Annotated in this window: 22 protein-coding genes and 6 pseudogenes; 15 read left to right on the plus strand and 13 right to left on the minus strand. The window is 54.5% G+C overall.

Going from position 1 to position 20,584, the window contains the following annotated elements:
• Positions 1 to 192: 192 nt before the first annotated feature.
• From JZM30_RS16055 to JZM30_RS24380, 9 genes and pseudogenes are all read left to right on the plus strand, one after another.
• Positions 193 to 1,164, plus strand: coding sequence for an ABC transporter permease (locus JZM30_RS16055; protein WP_252319889.1), 972 nt, complete (start codon positions 193 to 195; stop codon positions 1,162 to 1,164).
• The gene (locus tag JZM30_RS16060; RefSeq protein ID WP_252319891.1) at positions 1,161 to 1,994 is read left to right on the plus strand and encodes an ABC transporter permease; all 834 of its coding nucleotides are present in this window, start codon (positions 1,161 to 1,163) and stop codon (positions 1,992 to 1,994) included. Before JZM30_RS16055 ends, JZM30_RS16060 begins: the two co-directional genes overlap by 4 nt.
• Positions 1,991 to 2,848: pseudogene (locus JZM30_RS16065) on the plus strand (ATP-binding cassette domain-containing protein). The gene JZM30_RS16060 and the pseudogene JZM30_RS16065 overlap by 4 nt, the downstream one beginning before the upstream one ends.
• Positions 2,848 to 3,396, plus strand: coding sequence for an ATP-binding cassette domain-containing protein (locus tag JZM30_RS16070; RefSeq protein ID WP_252319893.1), 549 nt, complete (start codon positions 2,848 to 2,850; stop codon positions 3,394 to 3,396). The pseudogene JZM30_RS16065 and the gene JZM30_RS16070 overlap by 1 nt, the downstream one beginning before the upstream one ends.
• A complete protein-coding gene (locus tag JZM30_RS16075) occupies positions 3,342 to 3,809 on the plus strand; it encodes an oligopeptide/dipeptide ABC transporter ATP-binding protein (protein WP_252319895.1) in 468 nt (155 codons plus the stop codon). The genes JZM30_RS16070 and JZM30_RS16075 overlap by 55 nt, the downstream gene beginning before the upstream one ends.
• Positions 3,810 to 4,108: 299 nt before the next feature.
• Positions 4,109 to 5,257, plus strand: a pseudogene (locus JZM30_RS16080) (ABC transporter substrate-binding protein).
• Entirely contained in the window at positions 5,214 to 5,489 is a 276-nt protein-coding gene (locus tag JZM30_RS16085) for a hypothetical protein (protein WP_252319897.1), read from the plus strand. The pseudogene JZM30_RS16080 and the gene JZM30_RS16085 overlap by 44 nt, the downstream one beginning before the upstream one ends.
• On the plus strand, positions 5,486 to 6,301 hold the full coding sequence (locus JZM30_RS16090; RefSeq protein ID WP_252319899.1) for a ketopantoate reductase family protein: 816 nt from the start codon (positions 5,486 to 5,488) through the stop codon (positions 6,299 to 6,301). Before JZM30_RS16085 ends, JZM30_RS16090 begins: the two co-directional genes overlap by 4 nt.
• The gene (locus tag JZM30_RS24380; RefSeq protein ID WP_291829429.1) at positions 6,246 to 6,470 is read left to right on the plus strand and encodes a ketopantoate reductase family protein; all 225 of its coding nucleotides are present in this window, start codon (positions 6,246 to 6,248) and stop codon (positions 6,468 to 6,470) included. The genes JZM30_RS16090 and JZM30_RS24380 overlap by 56 nt, the downstream gene beginning before the upstream one ends.
• 3 nt (positions 6,471 to 6,473) lie before the next feature.
• Here the strand turns inward: JZM30_RS24380 and JZM30_RS16095 are convergent, their stop codons facing one another.
• From JZM30_RS16095 to JZM30_RS16145, 11 genes and pseudogenes are all read right to left on the minus strand, one after another.
• Positions 6,474 to 6,983 carry an isochorismatase family protein gene (locus JZM30_RS16095; RefSeq protein ID WP_252319901.1) on the minus strand — a complete coding sequence of 170 codons (510 nt, stop codon included), beginning with the start codon at positions 6,981 to 6,983 and terminating at the stop codon, positions 6,474 to 6,476.
• Positions 6,984 to 6,992: 9 nt separating this feature from the next.
• Complete coding sequence (locus JZM30_RS16100; RefSeq protein WP_252319903.1) at positions 6,993 to 7,301, minus strand: helix-turn-helix domain-containing protein; 309 nt, start codon at positions 7,299 to 7,301, stop codon at positions 6,993 to 6,995.
• Positions 7,302 to 7,554: 253 nt separating this feature from the next.
• Complete coding sequence (locus tag JZM30_RS24805; RefSeq protein ID WP_252319905.1) at positions 7,555 to 7,956, minus strand: amidase family protein; 402 nt, start codon at positions 7,954 to 7,956, stop codon at positions 7,555 to 7,557.
• A 27-nt stretch (positions 7,957 to 7,983) separates the two neighbouring features.
• Complete coding sequence (locus tag JZM30_RS16110) at positions 7,984 to 8,949, minus strand: amidase (RefSeq protein WP_252319907.1); 966 nt, start codon at positions 8,947 to 8,949, stop codon at positions 7,984 to 7,986.
• Between the two features lie 15 nt (positions 8,950 to 8,964).
• Positions 8,965 to 9,936: pseudogene (locus JZM30_RS16115) on the minus strand (ABC transporter substrate-binding protein).
• Positions 9,933 to 10,292, minus strand: coding sequence for an ABC transporter permease (locus JZM30_RS16120; protein WP_252319909.1), 360 nt, complete (start codon positions 10,290 to 10,292; stop codon positions 9,933 to 9,935). Before JZM30_RS16120 ends, JZM30_RS16115 begins: the two are co-directional and overlap by 4 nt.
• Positions 10,293 to 10,311: 19 nt before the next feature.
• Positions 10,312 to 10,665 (minus strand): ABC transporter permease, encoded by a 354-nt coding sequence (locus JZM30_RS16125; protein WP_252319911.1) that lies wholly within the window; start codon positions 10,663 to 10,665, stop codon positions 10,312 to 10,314.
• Positions 10,666 to 10,686: 21 nt separating this feature from the next.
• Positions 10,687 to 10,827, minus strand: a complete 141-nt coding sequence (locus JZM30_RS16130; RefSeq protein WP_252319913.1) for a hypothetical protein — start codon at positions 10,825 to 10,827, stop codon at positions 10,687 to 10,689.
• Positions 10,824 to 11,576 carry an ABC transporter ATP-binding protein gene (locus tag JZM30_RS16135; RefSeq protein ID WP_252319915.1) on the minus strand — a complete coding sequence of 251 codons (753 nt, stop codon included), beginning with the start codon at positions 11,574 to 11,576 and terminating at the stop codon, positions 10,824 to 10,826. The genes JZM30_RS16130 and JZM30_RS16135 overlap by 4 nt, the downstream gene beginning before the upstream one ends.
• Positions 11,577 to 11,956: 380 nt before the next feature.
• Positions 11,957 to 12,565 (minus strand): NAD(P)-dependent oxidoreductase, encoded by a 609-nt coding sequence (locus JZM30_RS16140; RefSeq protein WP_252319917.1) that lies wholly within the window; start codon positions 12,563 to 12,565, stop codon positions 11,957 to 11,959.
• A 245-nt stretch (positions 12,566 to 12,810) separates the two neighbouring features.
• Complete coding sequence (locus JZM30_RS16145; protein WP_252319919.1) at positions 12,811 to 13,254, minus strand: RcnB family protein; 444 nt, start codon at positions 13,252 to 13,254, stop codon at positions 12,811 to 12,813.
• Between the two features lie 312 nt (positions 13,255 to 13,566).
• On the opposite strand from JZM30_RS16145, the pseudogene JZM30_RS16150 reads away from it, so the two are divergent.
• From JZM30_RS16150 to JZM30_RS16160, 3 genes and pseudogenes are all read left to right on the plus strand, one after another.
• Positions 13,567 to 14,326, plus strand: a pseudogene (locus JZM30_RS16150) (amino acid ABC transporter substrate-binding protein).
• Between the two features lie 24 nt (positions 14,327 to 14,350).
• A complete protein-coding gene (locus JZM30_RS16155) occupies positions 14,351 to 15,016 on the plus strand; it encodes an amino acid ABC transporter permease (RefSeq protein ID WP_252319921.1) in 666 nt (221 codons plus the stop codon).
• Positions 15,017 to 15,345: 329 nt separating this feature from the next.
• Complete coding sequence (locus JZM30_RS16160) at positions 15,346 to 16,371, plus strand: amino acid ABC transporter substrate-binding protein (RefSeq protein WP_252319923.1); 1,026 nt, start codon at positions 15,346 to 15,348, stop codon at positions 16,369 to 16,371.
• 124 nt (positions 16,372 to 16,495) lie between these two features.
• Here the strand turns inward: JZM30_RS16160 and JZM30_RS24810 are convergent, their stop codons facing one another.
• On the minus strand, positions 16,496 to 16,663 hold the full coding sequence (locus JZM30_RS24810; RefSeq protein WP_438801513.1) for a hypothetical protein: 168 nt from the start codon (positions 16,661 to 16,663) through the stop codon (positions 16,496 to 16,498).
• A gap of 119 nt (positions 16,664 to 16,782) precedes the next feature.
• Between JZM30_RS24810 and JZM30_RS16165 the strand changes: the two genes are divergently transcribed.
• From JZM30_RS16165 to JZM30_RS16175, 3 genes and pseudogenes are all read left to right on the plus strand, one after another.
• Entirely contained in the window at positions 16,783 to 17,634 is an 852-nt protein-coding gene (locus JZM30_RS16165) for an amino acid ABC transporter permease (protein WP_438801522.1), read from the plus strand.
• 8 nt (positions 17,635 to 17,642) lie between these two features.
• A pseudogene (locus JZM30_RS16170) lies at positions 17,643 to 18,613 on the plus strand (amino acid ABC transporter permease).
• A 7-nt stretch (positions 18,614 to 18,620) separates the two neighbouring features.
• A pseudogene (locus JZM30_RS16175) lies at positions 18,621 to 19,377 on the plus strand (amino acid ABC transporter ATP-binding protein).
• A 46-nt stretch (positions 19,378 to 19,423) separates the two neighbouring features.
• On the opposite strand, the gene JZM30_RS16180 reads toward JZM30_RS16175, so the two are convergent.
• Positions 19,424 to 20,500: a DUF1176 domain-containing protein gene (locus JZM30_RS16180; RefSeq protein ID WP_252319925.1), complete on the minus strand. Its 1,077-nt coding sequence runs from the start codon at positions 20,498 to 20,500 to the stop codon at positions 19,424 to 19,426.
• Positions 20,501 to 20,584: the final 84 nt, after the last annotated feature.

The raw sequence follows: 20,584 nt of genomic DNA on the forward strand, positions 1-20,584 counted from the left end.
TACTTTATTAATACTTAATAAAGTAATGAATAGGTTGTTTTAACGCTGGCATTAAAATAAGAAAAACATAATTAAAGAAGACAATCCAGTGCTATTTACATTGCCAATATTGGACTATTTATAGCTAAGACACGAAAGGCATTCTCCGTATGATTATTGGGATTAGTGACTAATCAGGACACACTGACTGAAATGATGCATTATCTATTTCGCCGGCTTGCACAGGTCAGTATTGTTGCCGGATTAGTGATATTGGGAAATTTTATTTTACTCAAATCGGTACCGGGAGATTTGGCGGATGTTATTGCCGGAGAATTTGGTGCAGCAACGCCAGAATATATGGAGATGTTGCGCGCGCAATTTGGTCTCTACCGCTCCGGTTTTGAACAACTTGCTACTTATTTTTCTCAGATAGCTCATTTCGATCTGTGGTTCTCGTTTCGCTATAACTTGCCAGTACAAACATTAATTCTGGAGCGACTGCCCGCCACGTTGCTGCTGATGGGCAGCAGCCTGCTGTTTTCCGTAATATTTGGCGTGATCCTGGGGTGTTTTGCCGCGCGCTATCGCCATGGCCTTTTCGATCAGGGCGTTACGCTGTTTTCCGCCGTCGTGTTTGCCATACCGGTGTTCTGGTTCGGCTTGATGGGCATTGTGTTGTTCGCGGTTCATTTACGTTGGCTGCCCATCGGTGGCATGGTCACAGTGGGCGCCACACCCGGCACACTGGGGGTGGCTGGCGATGTCGCCTGGCATCTGATTATGCCCGCCGTCACGCTGGGTTTATCGCATTTAGCACTGTATGCCCGCGTGACACGCGCCTCGATGCTGGAAGTATACCCGCTCGATTTTGTGCGCACCGCGCGGGCGAAAGGCATCAGCGAAACGGCAGTCACCCTGCGCCACATTTTACGTAACTCACTGTTGCCCGTGGTTACACTCACCGGTTTACAGCTCGGCACGCTGCTTGGTGGTGCCGTGGTGGTCGAAACCGTGTTTTCCTGGCCGGGTATGGGCAGACTGGCTTTCGAGGCTGTGTCCGATCGCGATATCAATCTGTTACTCAGCCTGTTCCTCTGCAACTCGCTGTTGGTAGTCTTGAGTAGCCTGTTGATTGATATTCTGTATGGCGTGCTCGATCCACGCATTGGATTGGCGTCATGAAAAACCGCTCTGACGCCCATCTCAATGTGTACCTGCGCATCTGGGCCTACCTGTTAGCAGGGCTGTTGGTTATCGCCGCCTGCGCCGGACTGCTGTTCCCTGGCGATCCCCAGGCAATGGTGGGGCCGCGCACGCTGTGGCCGCTGCAAAATGCGCAATTTCCGTTGGGCACCGATCAACTTGGGCGCGACGTGGCCGCACAGTTGGCGCACGGCGCACGGGTATCATTAGCCATTGGTTTCGGTGCCGCACTCATTGCCACGGTGATTGGCGTCAGCGTGGGTGCTGCCGCAGGCTATCTCGGCGGGTGGTATGACGATGTGCTGATCCGCATTTGCGAATACTTTCAAACCATCCCGACCTTTCTGTTTTCAATGGTGCTGGTCGCGCTGCTCTCCCTATCGCTGGGCAGCGTGGCGCTGGCAATCGGCCTCACGTCTTGGACTGAAATTGCACGTCTGACCCGTGCCGAAGTGTTCAAAATCCGTCACGCCGATTATGTACTGGCCGCCGAAACCATGGGTATCGGTCATCTCGGCATCGTACGCCAGCACATCCTTCCGAACAGTACCGCTCCGGTCATCGTGATGATTTCCGTGGTGATCGCCCATGCCATTCTGGTCGAAGCCGCACTCGCGTTTCTCGGCCTGGGTGATCCCAATACCGTGTCGTGGGGCGCGATGATTCGCAACGCCAGACCGTTACTGAGAACCGCCTGGTATCTCATCGCGTTGCCGGGGCTGGCGATCTTTATCACTGTCATGAGCTTTACGTTGTTAAGTAACGGCCTTACGGATCTGCTCAATCCACACAAGGGGATAACAAAATGACCGCACCGCTGCTTCAGGTTCAGGATCTCACCGTTGCGTTTTCGGCCCGCGATGCGTTACCACAACGCGTGGTACACGGCATCAGTTTCGATCTTTTCGCAGGTCAAACGTTGGCACTGGTGGGGGAATCCGGCTGTGGTAAAAGCGTGACCGAGCTAACGCTGATGGGGTTATTACCCGAGGCGCACAGCACTGGACACGTCCTACTAGGCAGCACCGATATTTTGCATACCACCCCGCGCCAGCGCCGTCAGCGCGGCGGCCCCGCATTGGCCATGGTATTTCAAGACCCGATGAGCGCGTTGAATCCGGTGTTGACCATTGGCAGTCAGTTGGTTTAGGCGATACTTGCCGCCAGCCCACTTTCCCAGCGCGAAGCAAAGACGCGCGCACTCGATCTGCTGCTACAAGTGCGTATTCCAGAACCCGAACACCGTTTTAACGAGTATCCGCACAAGCTCTCTGGCGGAATGCGTCAGCGGGTGGTTATCGCATTGGCACTGGCTACGCGCCCGGCCGTATTGATTGCCGATGAGCCGACCACTGCACTGGATGTCACCATTCAGGTCCGGATACTACAACTGCTGGTCAGCCTTAAAGACGAACTGGATATGTCACTGCTGCTGATTACCCACGACCTCGGGGTGATCGCCGAAACCGCCGACCGCGTCGCCGTGATGCGCCACGGCGTCATCGTTGAAGAGCAGGATGTGTTTTCCTTTTTTGATGGTCCACACCATCCCTATAGCCGCCAGTTGCTGCTGGCACGCCCCCAGCCGCGTGCACGTCATGGCACAAGGCCGCGTCTCCACAGTATCAATGATGCCCGCAGCAACACCGAGGAGGCCGCGTAATGTTACAGGTGCAAGATTCACATGTAACCTACCCCACCCCGCAAGGCAAGGCGTATGCCGTCAACGGCATCAACCTTGAGGTTGCGGCGGGCGAAACGGTCGGTATTGTCGGTGAGTCCGGCTGTGGCAAACCCCCACTGGCCCGAGCCGTGATGCGACTGCTGGAACCGAGCGCCGGACGCATTGTGATCGGTGATGTAGACGTAACCTCACTTCCGAAACGAAAGCTGCACCCGTTGCGCCAGCGCATTCAGATGGTGTTTCAAGATCCGGCGGCATCCCTCGATCCGCGTTTCACGGTGGGGCAACTGATTGGCGAGCCGTTAACGCTGACGGAAAAACACCGGGCTACGCGGAATAAACGCGTGCTGGCATTGATGGATGACGTCGGGTTACCCGTTGCGCTGTTCGACCGTTTCCCACACCAGCTTTCCGGCGGACAGCGTCAGCTGGTCGCCATTGCACGCGCCATCGCCCCCGTCCGGACATCATCGTGCTGGATGAGCCGGTCTCCGCACTGGACGTCTCGTTGCAGGCGCAGGTGTTGAATTTACTGGTGGATTTGCAGCAGCAGTACCGTATGGCGTACCTGTTTGTCAGCCATGATATCGGCGTGGTACAGCACATGGCGGACCGGATTGCCGTGATGTATTTAGGGCGCATTGTAGAAATAGCGCCTTATGCCGACATCATGGAATCGCCGCAGCATCCGTACACCCAGGCATTACTTCAGGCGATCCCGGTGATGGATCCGCGCCGTTCACGTATTGCCGATAAACAGATACTCACCGGAGATGTCCCCAGTCCGCTCACGATTCCCAGCGGGTGCGCGTTCCATACCCGCTGCCGTTTTGCTACCGATCGCTGTCGCCGCAGCGTTCCACCCCTGCATTCCGTCGGTTCGGATTCTCTCGTTGCTTGTCATTTATCCGCACCTTCAACGGAAAGCCCGTTCAACTGAAAGCCCGTGAAGTCACAACAATAAAAACCTTAACCACGTATTACACAACAGTAAGGGGAAATTTCATGCCTAAATACATCCGTTTTCTAAAGTACATTCATTTTCTAACGCGCCTGTTGATAGGCACTCTGTTGTTGAGTGGCTGTCTGGCCTACGCTGCTGAACCTGTGCGCGGCGGCACGCTGATCGCCGTCATTAATCCAGCGCCGAGTGTGCTGAGCAGTGCCATCAACAACCACTTCTCGGTTAACGCGGTATCGCCCAATGTGTTCGATGGTCTGCTTTCTTACGACAAAGACATGAACCCGCAGCCGAGCCTGGCGCTGAGTTGGGAAACCGCCGCAGACGGTCTCTCCGTACGCTTCAACTTGCGCCCCAACGTAAAATGGCACGATGGCGAACCCTTTACCTCACAGGATATTCGTTACAGCGCGTTGGAACTGTGGAAAAAACTGCACCCGCGCGGGCGCACCACCTTTGCCAATCTGGTGGATGTAGAAACGCCCGATCCACTGACGGCGATATTTAAACTGTCTCAACCCTCACCGATCTTGCTCATCGCACTGAGTGCGGCAGAATCGCAGGTATTGCCCGCGCATCTGTATCAGGGCAGCGATCCACTGAAAAACCCACATAACATTGCGCCGATCGGTACCGGCCCGTTCCGTTTCGTGAGCTGGCGTCGGGGCGAGTTCATCGAGTTGGCGCGTAATGAAAACTATTGAGATCAGGGCAAACCCTATCTCGACAAACTGATTTTCCGCCTGATTCCGGACGATGCGCCACGAGCTGCCACGTTTGAAACCGGAGAGGTAAAATACGGCCCGTTCGATCCGGTTCCGCTGGCCGATATTGCCCGGTTGAAAAAAAATCCGGCGCTGAAAATTACCAGCGAAGGCTATAACTGGCTCCCCCCGTTATTTACCTTTGAATTCAACACGCAAGACCCGATTCTGCGTCAGGTAAACGTGCGACAGGCGCTGACTTACGCGATTGATCGTCAGGGATTGATCGACAGCGCGTGGTACGGCATTGGTAAGGTGGCTACCAGCCCTATTCCGCACTATCAAAAATATTTCACCAATGATGTTCCACATTACCCTTACGACGCCAAGAAAGCGGAACAACTACTGGATGTGGCAGGCTACCCGCGTGGTGCCAACGGTGAACGCTTCTCGCTGTTTTTCGACTATGAGGGCAACAATGAATCCTTGCAGAATACCACGGGGTTTTTGCGCCAGAACCTGAAGCAAGTTGGCGTGACGCTAAAGCTGCGCACACAGGACACACCAACCTACTACCGTCGGATTTACACCGATTATGACTTCCAAACCCGTGCCTGTCAGTTCTCCGCGATGATCGATCCGGCCATGGGGCTATACCGCCTGTATGGCACCGACTCCATTGTCAAAGGCGTGCCAAACACCAACGGGGGCGCGTTACTCTAACCCGACGCTGGATGCGATTATCAAAACCACACAAACCGATACCAACCCCGCTAACCGCCTGAAAGCGTTCCATGAATGGCAGCGTATTGCGATGACGGATTTGCCTAACCTGCCGTTGTTCGAGTTACAACGTCAGACCATTTACAGTTCGCACTTGCACGGCATCAGCGACACGCCCGACCAAACCTTCAGTTCGCTGAAAAATGTCTGGCTGAATAAGGAGGGCCAATGATGGCTCCACACATTGCGGTTGTCGGTGCCGGCGCGGTGGGTGGGTTCATTGGTGCGCGTCTGGCCGCCGCGGGAGAAAACGTGACTCTTATCGACCGCTGGCGGGAACACGGAGACACCGCGCGCCGCAACGGTCTGCGCATTGACGGTGCCGTGCCGCAGGATAACGCCATCGCGCCAGTGCGTATTCTGGCTGACGACGACATTGACAGCCTAAAGGCACTGCCGCCGCTCGATATCGTCTTCATCAGCGTGAAATCCTATGACACCCGCTGGGCCGCCGAATTGGTGTTGCCCTATCTTCACGCGGATGCCGTGGTTGTCTCGGCACAAAATGGCTGCAACGAGGCGACGCTTGCCGAGATTGTCGGCGCGTCGCGAACTGCCGGGTTGATCGCCGCGCGTATCGGGGAACTGGACGGGCAGCGCAGTGCGCGCATCGAAACGCTGGCAACGTTGCTACGGCAGGTGGATTCCGTTGCGGTGATTGATAATCTGGCTGGGGAGCGCTGGTCCAAACTGGCGGTCAATGCGATGCGCAATGGCGTTTCTGCCGCTACGGGATTGACCATAGATGCGTTAGACAGCCACCAGCAACTGCGGCGTTTTTCCATCAAAGTGGCGGGAGAAGAGGTGCGTGTCGGACAACGATTGGGCTATTCGCTGACCGCGCTCGGCGCCATTCCCGCCGCATTATTTGCCGCCGCCACAGACGGCAGTGCGACAGCGCTCGCGGAGATCGAACAGCGCCTGATCGATGCGGCGCAGCGCGGCGCGGTCGGGCAACGACCGTCCATGGGGGCAGGATATTGAGAAAGGTCGCCGCACGGAAATCGATGAGATCTACGGCCTGGTTATTCAACGTGCCGCAGAACTCGAGATTCCGGTTCCGGCAAATCAAACCGTGTATGACCTGGTGCGAGCCATTGAAAATGGCACGCTCGCGCCCGCACCGGAAAATCTTTTGGACACAGTAGAGTAACGGTTATTCACTCAGTGCATCAGACTGGCGGTGACGGGTCGTTGACTCGCTCACCGCCATCGGCAAGGTTGCCAGCCAACCGGATACTTCCTCAAGGCTGAGCACATCGGCATAGCGCGCATTGAGATCCAGCAGGGTGAAATCCAGCAACGACTGGCTGCGATCGCCAATCACTTCGCGCGGCAACATCACATGAAACCCCATCTGGAATGCTTCAATGGCCGTGGCACGAATACTGCCGCTGGCGGTCACGCCGCCCAGAATCAGGGTGTCGATACCTTGTTGCTTCAGCCATGCAGCCAAATCATGGCCATAAAAATCGGACACATAACAGGTGGAATGATTACGCTCAAAAGGTGCATCCCCCAGAGCTTCATCAATGCGGTTCAGGTAGGCATCTTCCGTCAGCGTGGTGATAAACGGGTATTTTTTTCCCCATAGCCAGGAAAAGGGATGCTCTGGCCGATAAACCGTGCGGGTAAACACCGTCGGTAACCCACGCTGTGCCGCCATGGTCAGTAATCAATGTAGCCCCGCTTTATCAAACGGGGTATCAATCGCCAACGTCGAGTCGAAGTCCATGTAGGCGTAGGTCACATCCCGCACCAAAATCGCCGCTTTGGAACCAAAGCCTATTTTGTGGGCAAAACCGGTCTGAGAGAAAACGCGTTGAATCTCGTCGGCAAGGTAACGGCGCTGACCGCCGGGGGTGTAAACCACCTTCAGCCCATAGGTTTTGACTTCTCCGTTATCTTCCAGCCGACGCAGCGTGCTGGCGGAGATACCCAGCATTTTAGCCGCATCAGAAACCGTCAATAATTTATCGTACATTACATAGTGTCCCATTGACCGGAAAAGCGTGCTGTAGACAAAACCGGTGCTCCCTGCACGTGTGATCGCGAGCAGCCTTCTGAAAAGAAGGCGCAGACTGATGACAAAGTCACTTTACTCCTCGTCATCCTTGGTTTCCCTCTCGTCATCCTCGGCGAAAGCCGGGGATCTCTATGAGAACAAACGCGTTTCTTCCGTAAGAGATTCCCGCTTTCGCGGGAATGACTGTTTTAGGTAAGTCAGTGATCATCTGTTATGCCTGACAGAATGGCGGCAGGCAAGCATGCCAGTCCGTTATCTGCTGGTAAAGCATACCCAAATCCACCAGCGCCTGTTCATTGCCATGGCGGGCAATCCACAGCATCCCCATTGGCAGTCCCGTTGCGGAAATGCCCACCGGCAGCGCCAAGGTTGGCACACCAGCGTTGGTAAACGGCATATTGTAAGCAGGAGACCCGGTCGCCACCAGACCGTGTGGGGCTAATGTCGGCGTCACTGGCGTCATCAGCATATCCACGTCGTCGAACAAGGTCGCCAGTTCGTGGCGATAACGGGCACGCACCTGCTGCGCCTGTATGTACGCCTGCGCAGAGACAGCGAGGCCTTGTTGCATAAATTCCTGCAAATAGGCACCGAACAGCGTGGGCGTCTGCAAGAATGTGTCGCGGTGATAAGCAGCGCATTAGGCCTGCATCACAATATGGTGCGCACGGCAGGCATCGTCAAAACTGTCTGGTAGCGTGATACGTTTAAGCTTCACGCCACGCCCGGCCAGGGCATCCATTGCCTGCAAACAGGCCGCGCCAATTTCAGCATCCCCCCCCCCCCCGGCATAATAGGGATGCTCGACGATCCCCACCGTGTAATCGTGCTTCTCGCGCAGTTGCAACGGCGTATAGGGCAATGACAGCGTAGTGTCATCACGTGGGTCTGGGCCAGAGAGTGCATTAAACACCAGCGCCGCATCTTCCACCGTATGGGTGAAGGCTCCCACATGATCCAGCGACCAACTGGCGGGAATCACCCCCGCCTTGCTGATGCGCCCATAGGTGGCTTTCAACACCGTCACTCCGTTGAACGCCGCCGGGCGAGACAACGAGCCAGCCGTTTGAGTACCCAATGCCATCAGCGCCATACGCGCACCAACGGCAGCGGCAGAACCGCTGCTTGAGCCACCGGGGGTATACGCCGGGTTCCAGGCATTGCCGGTCTTGGGCGGCGTCCCCAGATTAGCAAACTCTGTGGTGGTCAGTTTCCCCAGCAGCAGGGCCCCCATGCCATCGAACTTATCGATCACGCTGGCGTTTTCACTGGAGATATTACCCTCCAGTACCTTAGAGCCGCCTTCCGTCGGTAAACCGCGCGTGTGGAAGATATCCTTGGCGCCGTAAGGGATACCAAACAGTGCGGACTTGCAGGCGATGGCCCCCATTTGTTGATCCAATTCCAGGGCGCGCTGGCGCGCCCCTTCTTTATCAAGATAGCGCCACGCCTTGATGTCGCCGTCGCGTTGCTCGATACGCGCCAGAAAATGGCTCAACAACTCGCTTGGAGAAACCTTGCGCGCGGCCAGTTGCCGCCGGGTGGCGGCAATCGTGGCAAAGGGCGAGGCATCCAACATGGTTTTCATACCCAATATAGCGTTCATGCCTTGATGTCCTTGTTATGGCTTGGCAGCAAACTGACCGTCAACGATTTGCGTATAAGGCATATCTTGCGTGATGTTGCCGACAAATTTCTGAATATCAATGGCCGTAGTAAAGGCTTCTGGCGAAATGACTGCGTTGGCCGGATAGACGTTGCTGTCGATCATCCGCTGTACTGCCGCATCCACCACGCTACCGTCCAATGCCGCGAACTCCTGGCGCGCCACCTGTTTGGCAACATCGGGATTCTGATGAATAAATGCCAGAGATTCGTTGATGGTTTTCACGAAGCGCGCCACCAGTTGCGGGTTATCAGCAATCATTTTCTCTGAGGTGTTGATGGTAGAGAATGCGTACTCAGGATAGTCGCGGGTGAAATCTTAAATCACTTTCAGCCCTTGCCCCACATCCTGATCCGCCTGCGGTTCATACACCACGGCGGCATCCGCACGGCCCGCTAACAGTGGCCCCAGTTCCGAACCGTTTTGCACTTCATTAATCGCCACATCCGTCTTCGGGTTTAACCCGGTCTGGCCGAGCAGGCGCAGCAACAGCGTGTTAGAGGTTCCCGGGGCCAGCCCCACCACCACACGTTTGCCTTTCAAATCCGCCGGTGAGGTGAATTTGAAATCGGGCTTAGCCACAATCCATACTGGCGCGCTGTTGGCCACCGCGCTCACCACCTTGGCCTTACCGCCTTTTTGCTGGGCGAACCCGACATGTTCAGGGCCATGTACGGAGAACTGCGCTTCACCGGACAGCACCGCCGCCAGCGCGGTCGGGCCTGAACCCGCCGAACGAATCGACGTTACGTCTATCTGATTTTTTTCGAATAACCCTTGGTGTTTGGCAACATATACCGGTAAGTACAACAAAGAGTGGAAAGCCTCCGTCACCAGCACGCGATCGGGCTTGGCATCAGCCGCTGACGCATTGACGGAACCCGCTGTAAACAGCGCCGCGCACACCCATGCAACGATTTTATTCATCTCACTTTCCTTCTTAACCAGTTAAGGAACAACGGAACGGATACCACTAGCGATGTGTTTGCTGACGCTCCCAAGGCAGCAGCCAGCGTTTGCAGTTGAACCACCACCAGATAGAGCACGATGGCGACCACCAGCAACGTAAAGACACCGACCCACACCACATTGAGATTGAAAAGATTGCCTGCGACGAAAATCATTTTCCCCAGACCATAATCGGAAGAGATAAACTCGCCGCCGATGTCGGCAATCAGGGCAAAACCGATATTTAGCCGGAAAGTGGCGATAATCCATGGCAGGGTCGACGGTACCACCACCTTGCGGAAAATCTGGTTGCGATTGGCCCCGAGGGAGCGCATCAGGTTGACCTGACTATCATCAATCTGGTGCGTGCTGCCACGCGGAGAGCAGCGCCACGACATAGGTAGCGATAAAGGCCAGCGCAATTTTGGAAAACAGTCCGGAGCCGAACCAAATGATGATGATGGGGGCCAACGCAATCTTCGGCAGGCTGTTTAGCGCGATGAAAAACGGGTCGAGAATGCGCGCCAGCGTCGGTGTATGCCTCAGCAATAGCCCGGAAAAGGAACCGAGCAAGCTGCCCAGCACAAATCCGGTCACGGTGGCATACACCGTGACATAGGTGTTCTGCAACAGTTCGCCGTTACCCACCAGGCGCACAAATTCCTGCCAAATCCCTGCCGGATAGCCCATTAAGAATGCATTGACCACGCCGGCATTCACCCCGAACTGTCACAACGCGACAATGCTGGCGAGCAGTAAGGCGCGCCACCCATTGTCGCGCAGTATCGACAACCAGCGCTTTCTGCGCTGACTTCCCTGACGTGAACGACCCGAGGCCGTTTTATCAGTAACGACAGCAGACTTGTTCATGCATGATCCCCCAGTTGGATATCCATATCAGCCCAGATCGCATCGAAGAAGGATTGGAACTCGGGATCTTTACGCGCGCCCATGGCGGAACCGTGCCGCTTGGCGAGGCCAATATCGTAGGTTTTCTTGTTCCAGGTGGGCCGCTGTGACATCACAGCAATGCGATCGGACATGGCAATGGCTTCACCAATGTCATGGGTGATCAACACCACGGCTTTGCCGTATTCGTTGAGGATCGTCAGGATCTCCTCTTCCAGCACCAGTCGGGTTTGGTAATCCAGCGCCGAGGGATAGGCGTGAGCAAAATCGCGCAGTCCATACTTATCGAGGTAGGTCATCGCCCGCTCGTGGCGTTCTTTCTTCGGCATCTCGCTGATTTCCAGCCCGAGACAGACGTTATCCAGAATGGTGCGCCACGGAAACAGCAGGTCTTTTTGCAACATGTAACCCACTCGCCCTTTGCCGGGCATGGCGTAGTACGGGTCGAACACCTGAATTTCGCCCGCAGTCGGAGGCAGTAGCCCCGCGATAATGTTAAACATGGTGGTTTTGCCGCAACCTCTCGGCCCGACAATGCTGATAAATTCCTGGTGATAAATATCAAGGGAAATGTCTTTGATAACGTCGACTGCGTTATCGTCTTGATCTAAAAACTGTTTTTTACGCCTTTCATGGCAATCGCCACCGCGGGAGCGGCAGGATCGCCAGAAGGCATTTTTTCTCTTGCAGGTGAAGGGGTCATCATACACTCCTGACTAACGGCGTTTCCGACTGCCAAAAACGCGAAGCCGGATAACAAGGATGTCGATTGCGCGCACTTCACCGTGCAATAACTTGTCAAACTTGTCTAATAAGACAAACTTATCATTCCTTCCATCAGGTTGGCATCAGACCGCACCAGCAAACGAGTACAGCGCCAGTCTCCCCCCTTTCAGGCATAAAAAAAGCGTCTGCCTGAAAAGCAGACGCTCAAACTGCTGACGAAGCCTATCAGCCTCTTTGTCGTTCTCGGCGTAGACCGGGGACCTCTGACAGAATGAACGCGTCTAGTCTGTAGGAGATTCCCGCCTTCGCTGGAATGACCGGGGGGATGTGGGAATACGCGTGTTAGGCAGGTTTGTCAGCAACCTCAATAACCGACGGTAAAGCGCAATTTCAGATGGTTGCCCTGCTCCAGTTCATCCACCAGTGCGACGGAAAAGTCACCCGCCGAAATGGCGCTGTTGCCCGCCTCATCGACCAGCAGGGTATCTTTGCCCAGACGGAAGTGCCCGGTGCGTGGCCCCGGCGTGAACAGCGCGGAAGAAGATAGGAACGACCATGACAGCTCATCGTGCTGGCGCAACACAGCCAGGAACTCAGCGCCTCGCGTGGCTTCCGGGCGATAGGCATCGGGGAAGTCTGGGGTATCCAACAAGCGGGTGCCCGCGACATCGAGTGAGCCTGCACCGCCCACCACCAGATAGCGTTTTACGCCCGACGGGCTGACAGCCTCAATCAGTTGCGACGGTTCGACCACCTGAAAGCGTACTGCACTGATCGCAGCATCATGGCCGCGCAGCGCGGCGCTTAATCCATCGCGATCGCTGACATCTAATGCCAGCGGCGTCACGGCGTCATGCTGTAGGATGGCAGTGGTGTTACGCGCAATCGCCGTTACCTGATGACCACGCGCCACCAACTCTTTCAGAATTTCGCTACCGGCCATGCCGGTTGCACCAATCAGGGCAACTTTCATCGTGTTCTCCGTAATCAGATCGTTTTACCAAGCTCATCGGTTGAGCTTGCCACTGACCTTAGTGTAAGACATCGCGTGAACAAGATAAGGCCTGATATCCGAGCAGCACTGTTGCAGCATTCGCACAAATATCCAGAAATGGTACGCGAATGCAGCTGGATTGGTACAAAAAAGGGAGCAATTCTGAGGCATCCCGGCAATCTATCAAACGAATAGCGCCGGGATGATCGACCGTTAAAGGCGTATCAGTTGAACGCCTGATTGAGCAGAATGGAGGTGATCACGCCCGTTGCCACCGCAATCAGCACGTAATTACCGTAGATATAGCGCCACTGGTGGCCAGGCGTAGGGCTGGGCAGGCCATAGCCACGCCAGTCACGTACCCAGTAGCGATCGCCGCGGTACGGACCGGGAATCGGATGCCCGGCACGAAAATCATAGCCACGCCAGCGGAAATGGTCGCGCCTGTCATCATAGCGCCCCCAATCACCCCTTGGGCCATTATCCCAGCGCGGACCGTGTCCTCGCCCGCGATCCCAACCGGGGCCGCCATTGCCACGCGGGCCGTCATCCCAATGACGTCCCCCTTCGCCTCTCGGGTCATCAGGACCGTGCGCATAAGCAAAGGAAGCAGAGAGTGGACCGAGAACCATAGCGGTCATGACGAGCGTCAGAATGGTTTTGCGCATGTGCGTATCCTCAAGATAACGACGGCAGCCACCGTTGCCGCTACTATCTGCCTTCGCCTCACGCGCGAATATCTCCTGTATTCCTAATTACACGGCGCCTTACGCGACTTTACATTGCTTAACGCTTTCCTCACTCAAAGCCTGATGGCAATAGCAAAAAGCACGGCTAAAACGCAGAAATCAGCATCTGGGCTATATTCATTTCAGTTCTAAATCATAGTCGAATGTGATTTAGAACCTTATGGCTTACGTCGTAGATTATTCAGCATCGAACGTTATATAACGTTCTCCACTACACGATAGGTAAACGCAATGAAAACACTGGCTTTGGCAGCATTCACTGGCGCACTGTTGATGGCGGGTACAGCCGCACAGGCACAAGACGATCTCAGCGCCATCAAGGCCGCTGGCGTACTCAAGATCGGTACAGAAGGCACCTATGCGCCTTACTATTTCCATGATAAATCAGGAAAACTTCAGGGCTTCGATGTGGATATCGGCCGTGCTGTTGCTGAAAAACTGGGGGTAAAAGCCGAGTTTGTGGAAGGTCGCTGGGACGGTTTGATTGCCGGTGTGGACGCAAAGCGCTATGACGCGGCGATTAACCAGGTGGGTATCACCCAAGAGCGTCGAGCCAAATTTGATTTCTCCAAACCCTATATCGATTCCAAAGCGGTACTGGTGGTGCGTAGCGACAACGATACCATCAGACCTCAAAGGCCGTAAATCGGCACAGAACCTGACCAGCAACTTCTCAAAACTGGCCAGCAGTCACGGTGCCGAAATTGTTCCCACCGACGGTTTCAACCAATCGCTGGAACTGGTACTGAGTGGGCGTGCCGAAGCAACGTTGAATGACAATCTGTCATACCTGGACTTCAAAAAACAGAAGCCGGATGCCAAGGTCAAAGTGGCAGCAACCGCTGCGGAAGGTGATCCTTCAGGGATTCTGGTGCGCAAAAACCAGCCGGAACTGGTGGCAGCCTTGAACAAAGCGTTGGATGAAATCAAAGCAGACGGTACCTATAAAACGATAGCGGTGCGATACTTTGGGGAAGATGTTTCCCAATAATCGTCGCGTTCGAGGTCACTATTGATGCCACCATGGCTACAACTTACGGCAGACTCCTTCTGGAGTCTGCTTTCTGCTGGGTTACAGTTTACCGTTCCGCTCGCCATTCTCTCTTTTGTGCTCGGACTAGCACTGGGCATTCTGGTGACGTTGATCCGTCTCTATGGGCCCAAGCCGCTGAAATGGTTGGCGGATTTTTACGTGTGGGTGATTCGCGGCACGCCGTTGCTGGTGCAGTTGTTTTTAATTTTCTATGGGCTGCCTAATGCAGGCATCACGCTGGATGCCTTTCCGGCTGCACTGATTGGCTTCACGCTCAACGTGGGAGCCTACAGTTCGGAAATCGTGCGCGGAGCCATCCTTTCAGTGGCTAACGGTCAGTGGAATGCCGCGGCCTCGCTGAGCATGAATCGACGCCAGACGCTGTGCTGGGTGATTATTCCACAGTCGATTTTTGTCTCTATCCCGCCGCTCTCCAATACATTCATTTCGCTGATCAAAGACACCTCGCTCGCCGCCGTCATCACGGTCCCGGAGATGTTTCTGGCGGCACAGCGTATTGTTTCCGTCACCTACGAACCCTTGATCCTGTACGTGGAAGCAGCGCTGATCTATTTGCTGTTCAGCACGGTACTGAGCAAGCTACAAACCCGGCTCGAAACCCACTATCAACGCCACATTCCCCACTGATTTTGCTTCCCTGCCTCGTCTTGGGGCAGGTGGCTTTTCTCCGCACAGTTCCTTCACCCAAAAGTGGGCACTTTGCACTCAAATAGCGCATATTTTGCAGCAAAGTGCCATTTAAGTGCACCTCAACCGAATAAACCTTATCGCGACTCGGCAATTTTTCTATTTTCTTGTTATTTATCATCAAAATAAATTATTGGCATCGGTTTTGCTTAACCCTGTCACGGCACGCTACCGTCTGACAAAACAACGGTGCCGACAGACAGGAATGGTGCAGCCGGATGGCCGCTACCTCACAGCAACACACAACGACTGAGCTACATAGGATCATTATGAAAAGAATGCTACTTTCCACGCTGGTTGCCGGCGCATCCCTCTTCGCCGTCATCAATCAAGCCCATGCGGGTGCAACATTGGATGCCATTCAGAAAAAAGGATTTGTTCAGTGTGGTATCAGTGACGGCTTGCCTGGCTTCTCCTATGCAGATGCCAGCGGGAAATACTCAGGTATTGACGTAGACGTTTGCCGCGGCGTCGCTGCCGCCGTGTTTGGCGATGCCAGCAAAGTGAAATACACCACGCTGACCGCTAAAGAGCGTTTCACCGCACTGCAATCTGGTGAAGTTGATATTCTGTCGCGTAACACCACCTGGACCTCTTCCCGTGACGCCGGGATGGGCATGCTGTTTACTGGCGTGACGTACTACGATGGCATCGGCTTCCTGACTCACAATAAAGCTGGCCTGACCAGCGCGAAAGAGCTCGACGGCGCAACCGTTTGTATTCAGGCCGGTACCGATACCGAACTGAACGTGGCGGATTACTTCAAAACCCACAACATGAAATACACCCCGGTCACTTTCGACCGCTCTGACGAAAGCGCCAAGGCGCTGGAGTCCGGCCGCTGCGATACCCTGGCGTCCGACAAGTCTCAACTGTACGCGCTGCGTATCAAGCTGAGCAAACCGGCTGAATTCATCGTATTACCGGAAGTTATCTCCAAAGAGCCGCTGGGACCGGTCGTACGTCGCGGTGATGAAGAGTGGTTCTCGATCGTACGTTGGACCCTGTTTGCCATGCTGAATGCGGAAGAAATGGGTGTGACCTCGAAGAACGTTGACGCGCTGGCCGCTAAGCCGACCACCCCAGACATGTCTCACCTGCTGGGTCATGAAGGTAACTACGGCAAAGATCTGAAACTGCCAGCTGATTGGGCTTTCAAAATCATCAAGCAAGTCGGTAACTACGGTGAAATTTTCGAACGCAATGTCGGTATGGACAGCGAGCTGAAAATCAAACGTGGCCTGAATGAGCTGTGGAACAAAGGCGGTATCCAGTACGCCCCAGCGGTGCGTTAATCGCTAACAGAAAACGGGTGCCGCGCCAGTGTGCGGCACCTCGGTATTCCCGCTTTTTCCGTGTTCCTGCTATTGAGGCACTCGCATGCAACAACGCCCAACCGTGAAACGTGATTTTTCACTATCAAATCCAGAGGTGCGCGCCTGGCTGTATCAACTTCTCGTCATCGTTATTGTGATTGCCGTGGCGGGTTATCTGTTGCACAACACCGTAACCAATCTGGCCCAGCGTGGTATTACCTCCGGCTTCGCGTTTCTGAATAACAGCGCAGGCTTCGGTATTGTCCAGCACCTTATCGACTACCAGCAGGGCGATACTTATGCCCGCGTGTTTCTGGTAGGGCTGCTCAACACGCTGCTGGTTTCAGCGCTCTGTATTGTTTTCGCTCAGTGCTGGGCTTTATGCTCGGGATGGCTCGGCTCTCGGATAACTGGCTGTTACGCAAACTGTCCACGGTTTATATCGAAACGTTTCGTAATACTCCCCCGATTTTACAGATCTTCTTCTGGTATTTTGCCGTATTGCGTAACCTTCCCGGTCCGCGCCAGGCGCTTAACACGCTTGATATTGCGTTCCTGAGTAACCGCGGTTTATACCTTCCCGCCGGAGAATTTGGCCCCGGCGCGCTGGGCGCTCTCTTCGCGTTGCTCATTCCGTTGGTGGTCGGCGTTATTCTGTATCGGCGCAATAAACAGATTCACACCCTTACCGGACAATATCACCGCACCTGGCCTATCGTTCTAGCACTGTTGGTGGTACTTCTTGGCGTGAGCCACGCGCTGTTTGGTCCTGCACTGCACCGGGATATCCCGCAGTTGAAGGGGTTCAACTTCCAGGGCGGCATGGTGCTGATCCCGGAACTGGCGGCGTTGACGCTGGCGTTGTCTGTCTACACCTCTGCGTTTACCGCAGAGATTATCCGTTCCGGCATTCAGTCTGTCTCCTACTGGCAACATGAAGCGGCTCGCTCCCTGGGGCTACCCAATCCGATCACGCTGCGTAAGGTGATTTTGCCGCAGGTGCTGCGCGTCATCATTCCGCCGTTAACCAGCCAGTACCTGAATATCGTGAAGAACTCGTCGCTCGCCGCTGCGATTGGTTACCCGGATATGGTTTCCCTGTTTGCCGGCATCGTGCTCAACCAGACCGGTCAGGCGATTGAAACCATTGCTATTACCATGTCGGTATACCTGATTATCAGCCTGATCATCTCCCTGCTGATGAACCTGTATAACCGCAAAATCGCGCTCGTGGAACGCTAGAGGCCGCTATGACGACATTGTCACAACCACATCGTCAGGCCCCACTCTTTGCGCTGTGGCACTGGGCCAAAAAGAACCTGTTTTCCAGCATCCCAAACAGCCTGATGACGCTGCTCTGTGTGGCACATTCTGCCGCCGCTATTGAACTGGACGCTGCTTCAGGCGAACTGGGTCGGTGAGACCCGCGCTGACTGCACCCGCGACGGTGCCTGCTGGGTGTTTATTAAGGCACGTTTCGGCCACTTTATGTATGGGCTGTATCCGGCGGAAGAGATCTGGCGCATTAACTTTGCACTGGTTTTGGGCTTACTCAGTATTCTGCCGATGTTCTGGCGTCGCATGCCGCGCCGTGGGCGCTATATCGCAATCTGGGCGGTGTGTTATCCATTATTAGCCTGGTGGCTGCTGTATGGCGGATTAGGCGGGCTGACACGTGTGGAAACGCGCCAGTGGGGTGGGCTGACGCTTACCCTGATCATAGCGGCGTACCGCTGATCACCGTGTTGTTTATGTCCTCCTGGTGATGCTACCGCTGTTTCTCACCGAAGGCACCAGCATCGATAAACTGCTGCGTGCACTGGTCGGCGTCATCCTGTTCCAGTCAGCCTATGTGGCAGAAGTGGTCAGAGGCGGGCTTCAGGCATTACCGAAAGGGCAATATGAGGCGTCCGCTGCACTAGGGCTGGGCTACTGGCGTATGCAGGGGCTGATCATCCTGCCTCAGGCGCTGAAGCTGGTCATTCCTGGGCTGGTGAATACCATCATCGCACTGTTCAAGGACACCAGTCTGGTCATCATCATCGGCCTGTTAGATCTGTTCAGCAGTATCCAGCAGGCGACCGTTGATCCAACCTGGTTGGGGATGTCGACCGAAGACTATGTTTTTGCCGCCATGATCTATTGAATCTTCTGTTTCAGCACGTCGCGCTACAGCCAGCATCTGGAAAAACGTTTTAACACCGGACACAAGTCGCATTGAGGCTCTTATGAACCAGAACGCATTAACATCAGATAACTATATGATCACACTGGACAATGTGAACAAGTGGTATGGTCAATTCCACGTACTGAAAAACATCAACCTGCACATGAAGCAGGGGGGAGCGCATTGTGCTGTGCGGGCCGTCTGGCTCTGGAAAATCGACGACGATTCGCTGCATCAATCACCTGGAAGAGCATCAGCAAGGCAAGATCACGGTTGATGGCACCGAATTGGACGGAGATCTGCGTAATATCGAGAAGATCCGTACCGAAGTGGGGATGGTGTTTCAGCACTTTAACCTGTTTCCACACCTGACCGTGCTGCAAAACTGCACGCTGGCCCCATGCTGGGTGCGCCATATGCCGAAGAAAGAAGCGGAAGAACTGGCGATGCGCTATCTGGAGCGCGTGCGCATTGCCGCACATGCGCACAAGTTCCCAGGCCAGCTTTCCGGTGGGCAGCAGAGTGTAGCGATTGCCCGCTCTCTGTGCATGAAGCCGAAAATCATGCTGTTCGATGAACCCACCCCAGCACTCGATCCGGAAATGGTAAAGGAAGTGCTGGATACTATGCTCTGGTTGGCGCAAGACGGCATGACCATGTTGTGTGTAACGCATGAAATGGGCTTTGCCAAAACGGTAGCCGGCCGGGTGATCTTTATGGATCAGGGGGAAATTGTGGAACAGGCTGCACCGGAAGCGTTCTTCAGCAACCCGCGTTCAGAACGTACACGCACCTTCCTGTCGCAGATTCTGCACTAAGGGGTGTAACGGCCCGCGCCAAATGTGGTCCGTTATTGTGCTACCGTCATGGCTGCACAACGGTAGTAACAAAATCGGACACGTTCCAGGTGCCCACGTTACGAATCAGATGGCAACGCCCCGTATTTCCGGCATAGCTGTGGACAAAAGCGTCACCATTCCATATCCAGCGTTCTCTGACCAAGCAATCACCCAGTCCACGCGCACGTTGCAGGGAATCAATTTCACCGTTGTTATACACGGTGCCGCTTTCCGTCACGCGTTGCGCGGGAGATTTCATTTCATTATCAACAACCCAGAATATTTCGCCCCAGTTGTAAGCGGCCATCCAGCAAGAGGCCGAAACGAGAGACTGTCGATCATTCAATCTGGCGATTTGCCAAGGCAGTTCGGGATTATCAAGACGCTCTTCAGTGCAATCATAGTCCTTGTGCTCAGCCAAACTGTTCATTAGATAAGGTTTATAAAAAGCTAATTCCTGTGCATTCATCACACGCAGTTCTGCTTCTTCGGCGCGCATTTTCACAATCACTGGAGCAATGACAGGTGCTTTAACACCAGACTCGTCTTTGACACCCTTTTTAAAAAGGGCGCTACGTGTGTCAACTCTTCCCTGCACATCATCCATTTTTAACAACACGGCGCTGGACCCCGCGCTGGAAAGCGGGTAAGTCCCCCATTTATCCTGGAAGGTAATTTGGCTACCACGGCGAAGTGCTCTGAGAAAAGCAGAAAACTGAGTCGCATTCATGCGCCATCGTTGACTCTGCTCATCAGCCCATTGAAGCGCCCCCAATCCATGGCCATCAATCAGTAAATGTGGTGTTCCTCGATGCGGCAGCGCTTCCGCATTATCCAATAAATCGGTCAGCATCACTTGGTTCTCCAGTGGCGTGGACGAACCCGCAAAACGAGTCAGTAATACCGCCACACTATAGAGTTCGTTGTCCGGAGAATAGCCTTGAGCACGACAAGTCAAGGTATTATCACACACCAAATACCACTGCTTGTGAGAGAAGTAAACCGGTATATTCTCAGCCTGTACGCGCGGGATCGTACAACTCAGGGCGATGAGTACGCCAGCAGCAAGCAGGGATAAGCGGGAAGATACAGTGGCATTCATTTAAGGATTCCTTTCCCAAAAAAGAAACAGTTTGCACCTGGTATAAAAGGCAAACAAAAAACCCTCCGTCTTTCGACGGAAGGT

Source organism: Candidatus Symbiopectobacterium endolongispinus, assembly GCF_018777385.1.
Classification (GTDB): domain Bacteria; phylum Pseudomonadota; class Gammaproteobacteria; order Enterobacterales; family Enterobacteriaceae; genus Symbiopectobacterium; species Symbiopectobacterium endolongispinus.

Coding starts and splice junctions, on each gene's coding strand:
- JZM30_RS16055 (WP_252319889.1), top strand. CDS start 193: ATGATGCATTATCTATTTCGCCGGCTTGCACAGGTCAGTATTGTTGCC.
- JZM30_RS16060 (WP_252319891.1), top strand. CDS start 1,161: ATGAAAAACCGCTCTGACGCCCATCTCAATGTGTACCTGCGCATCTGG.
- JZM30_RS16070 (WP_252319893.1), top strand. CDS start 2,848: ATGTTACAGGTGCAAGATTCACATGTAACCTACCCCACCCCGCAAGGC.
- JZM30_RS16090 (WP_252319899.1), top strand. CDS start 5,486: ATGATGGCTCCACACATTGCGGTTGTCGGTGCCGGCGCGGTGGGTGGG.
- JZM30_RS24380 (WP_291829429.1), top strand. CDS start 6,246: ATGCGGCGCAGCGCGGCGCGGTCGGGCAACGACCGTCCATGGGGGCAG.
- JZM30_RS16095 (WP_252319901.1), bottom strand. CDS start 6,983: ATGGCGGCACAGCGTGGGTTACCGACGGTGTTTACCCGCACGGTTTAT.
- JZM30_RS16100 (WP_252319903.1), bottom strand. CDS start 7,301: ATGTACGATAAATTATTGACGGTTTCTGATGCGGCTAAAATGCTGGGT.
- JZM30_RS16110 (WP_252319907.1), bottom strand. CDS start 8,949: ATGAACGCTATATTGGGTATGAAAACCATGTTGGATGCCTCGCCCTTT.
- JZM30_RS16120 (WP_252319909.1), bottom strand. CDS start 10,292: ATGCGCTCCCTCGGGGCCAATCGCAACCAGATTTTCCGCAAGGTGGTG.
- JZM30_RS16130 (WP_252319913.1), bottom strand. CDS start 10,827: ATGAACAAGTCTGCTGTCGTTACTGATAAAACGGCCTCGGGTCGTTCA.
- JZM30_RS16140 (WP_252319917.1), bottom strand. CDS start 12,565: ATGAAAGTTGCCCTGATTGGTGCAACCGGCATGGCCGGTAGCGAAATT.
- JZM30_RS16145 (WP_252319919.1), bottom strand. CDS start 13,254: ATGCGCAAAACCATTCTGACGCTCGTCATGACCGCTATGGTTCTCGGT.
- JZM30_RS16155 (WP_252319921.1), top strand. CDS start 14,351: ATGCCACCATGGCTACAACTTACGGCAGACTCCTTCTGGAGTCTGCTT.
- JZM30_RS16160 (WP_252319923.1), top strand. CDS start 15,346: ATGAAAAGAATGCTACTTTCCACGCTGGTTGCCGGCGCATCCCTCTTC.
- JZM30_RS16165 (WP_438801522.1), top strand. CDS start 16,783: ATGGCTCGGCTCTCGGATAACTGGCTGTTACGCAAACTGTCCACGGTT.
- JZM30_RS16180 (WP_252319925.1), bottom strand. CDS start 20,500: ATGAATGCCACTGTATCTTCCCGCTTATCCCTGCTTGCTGCTGGCGTA.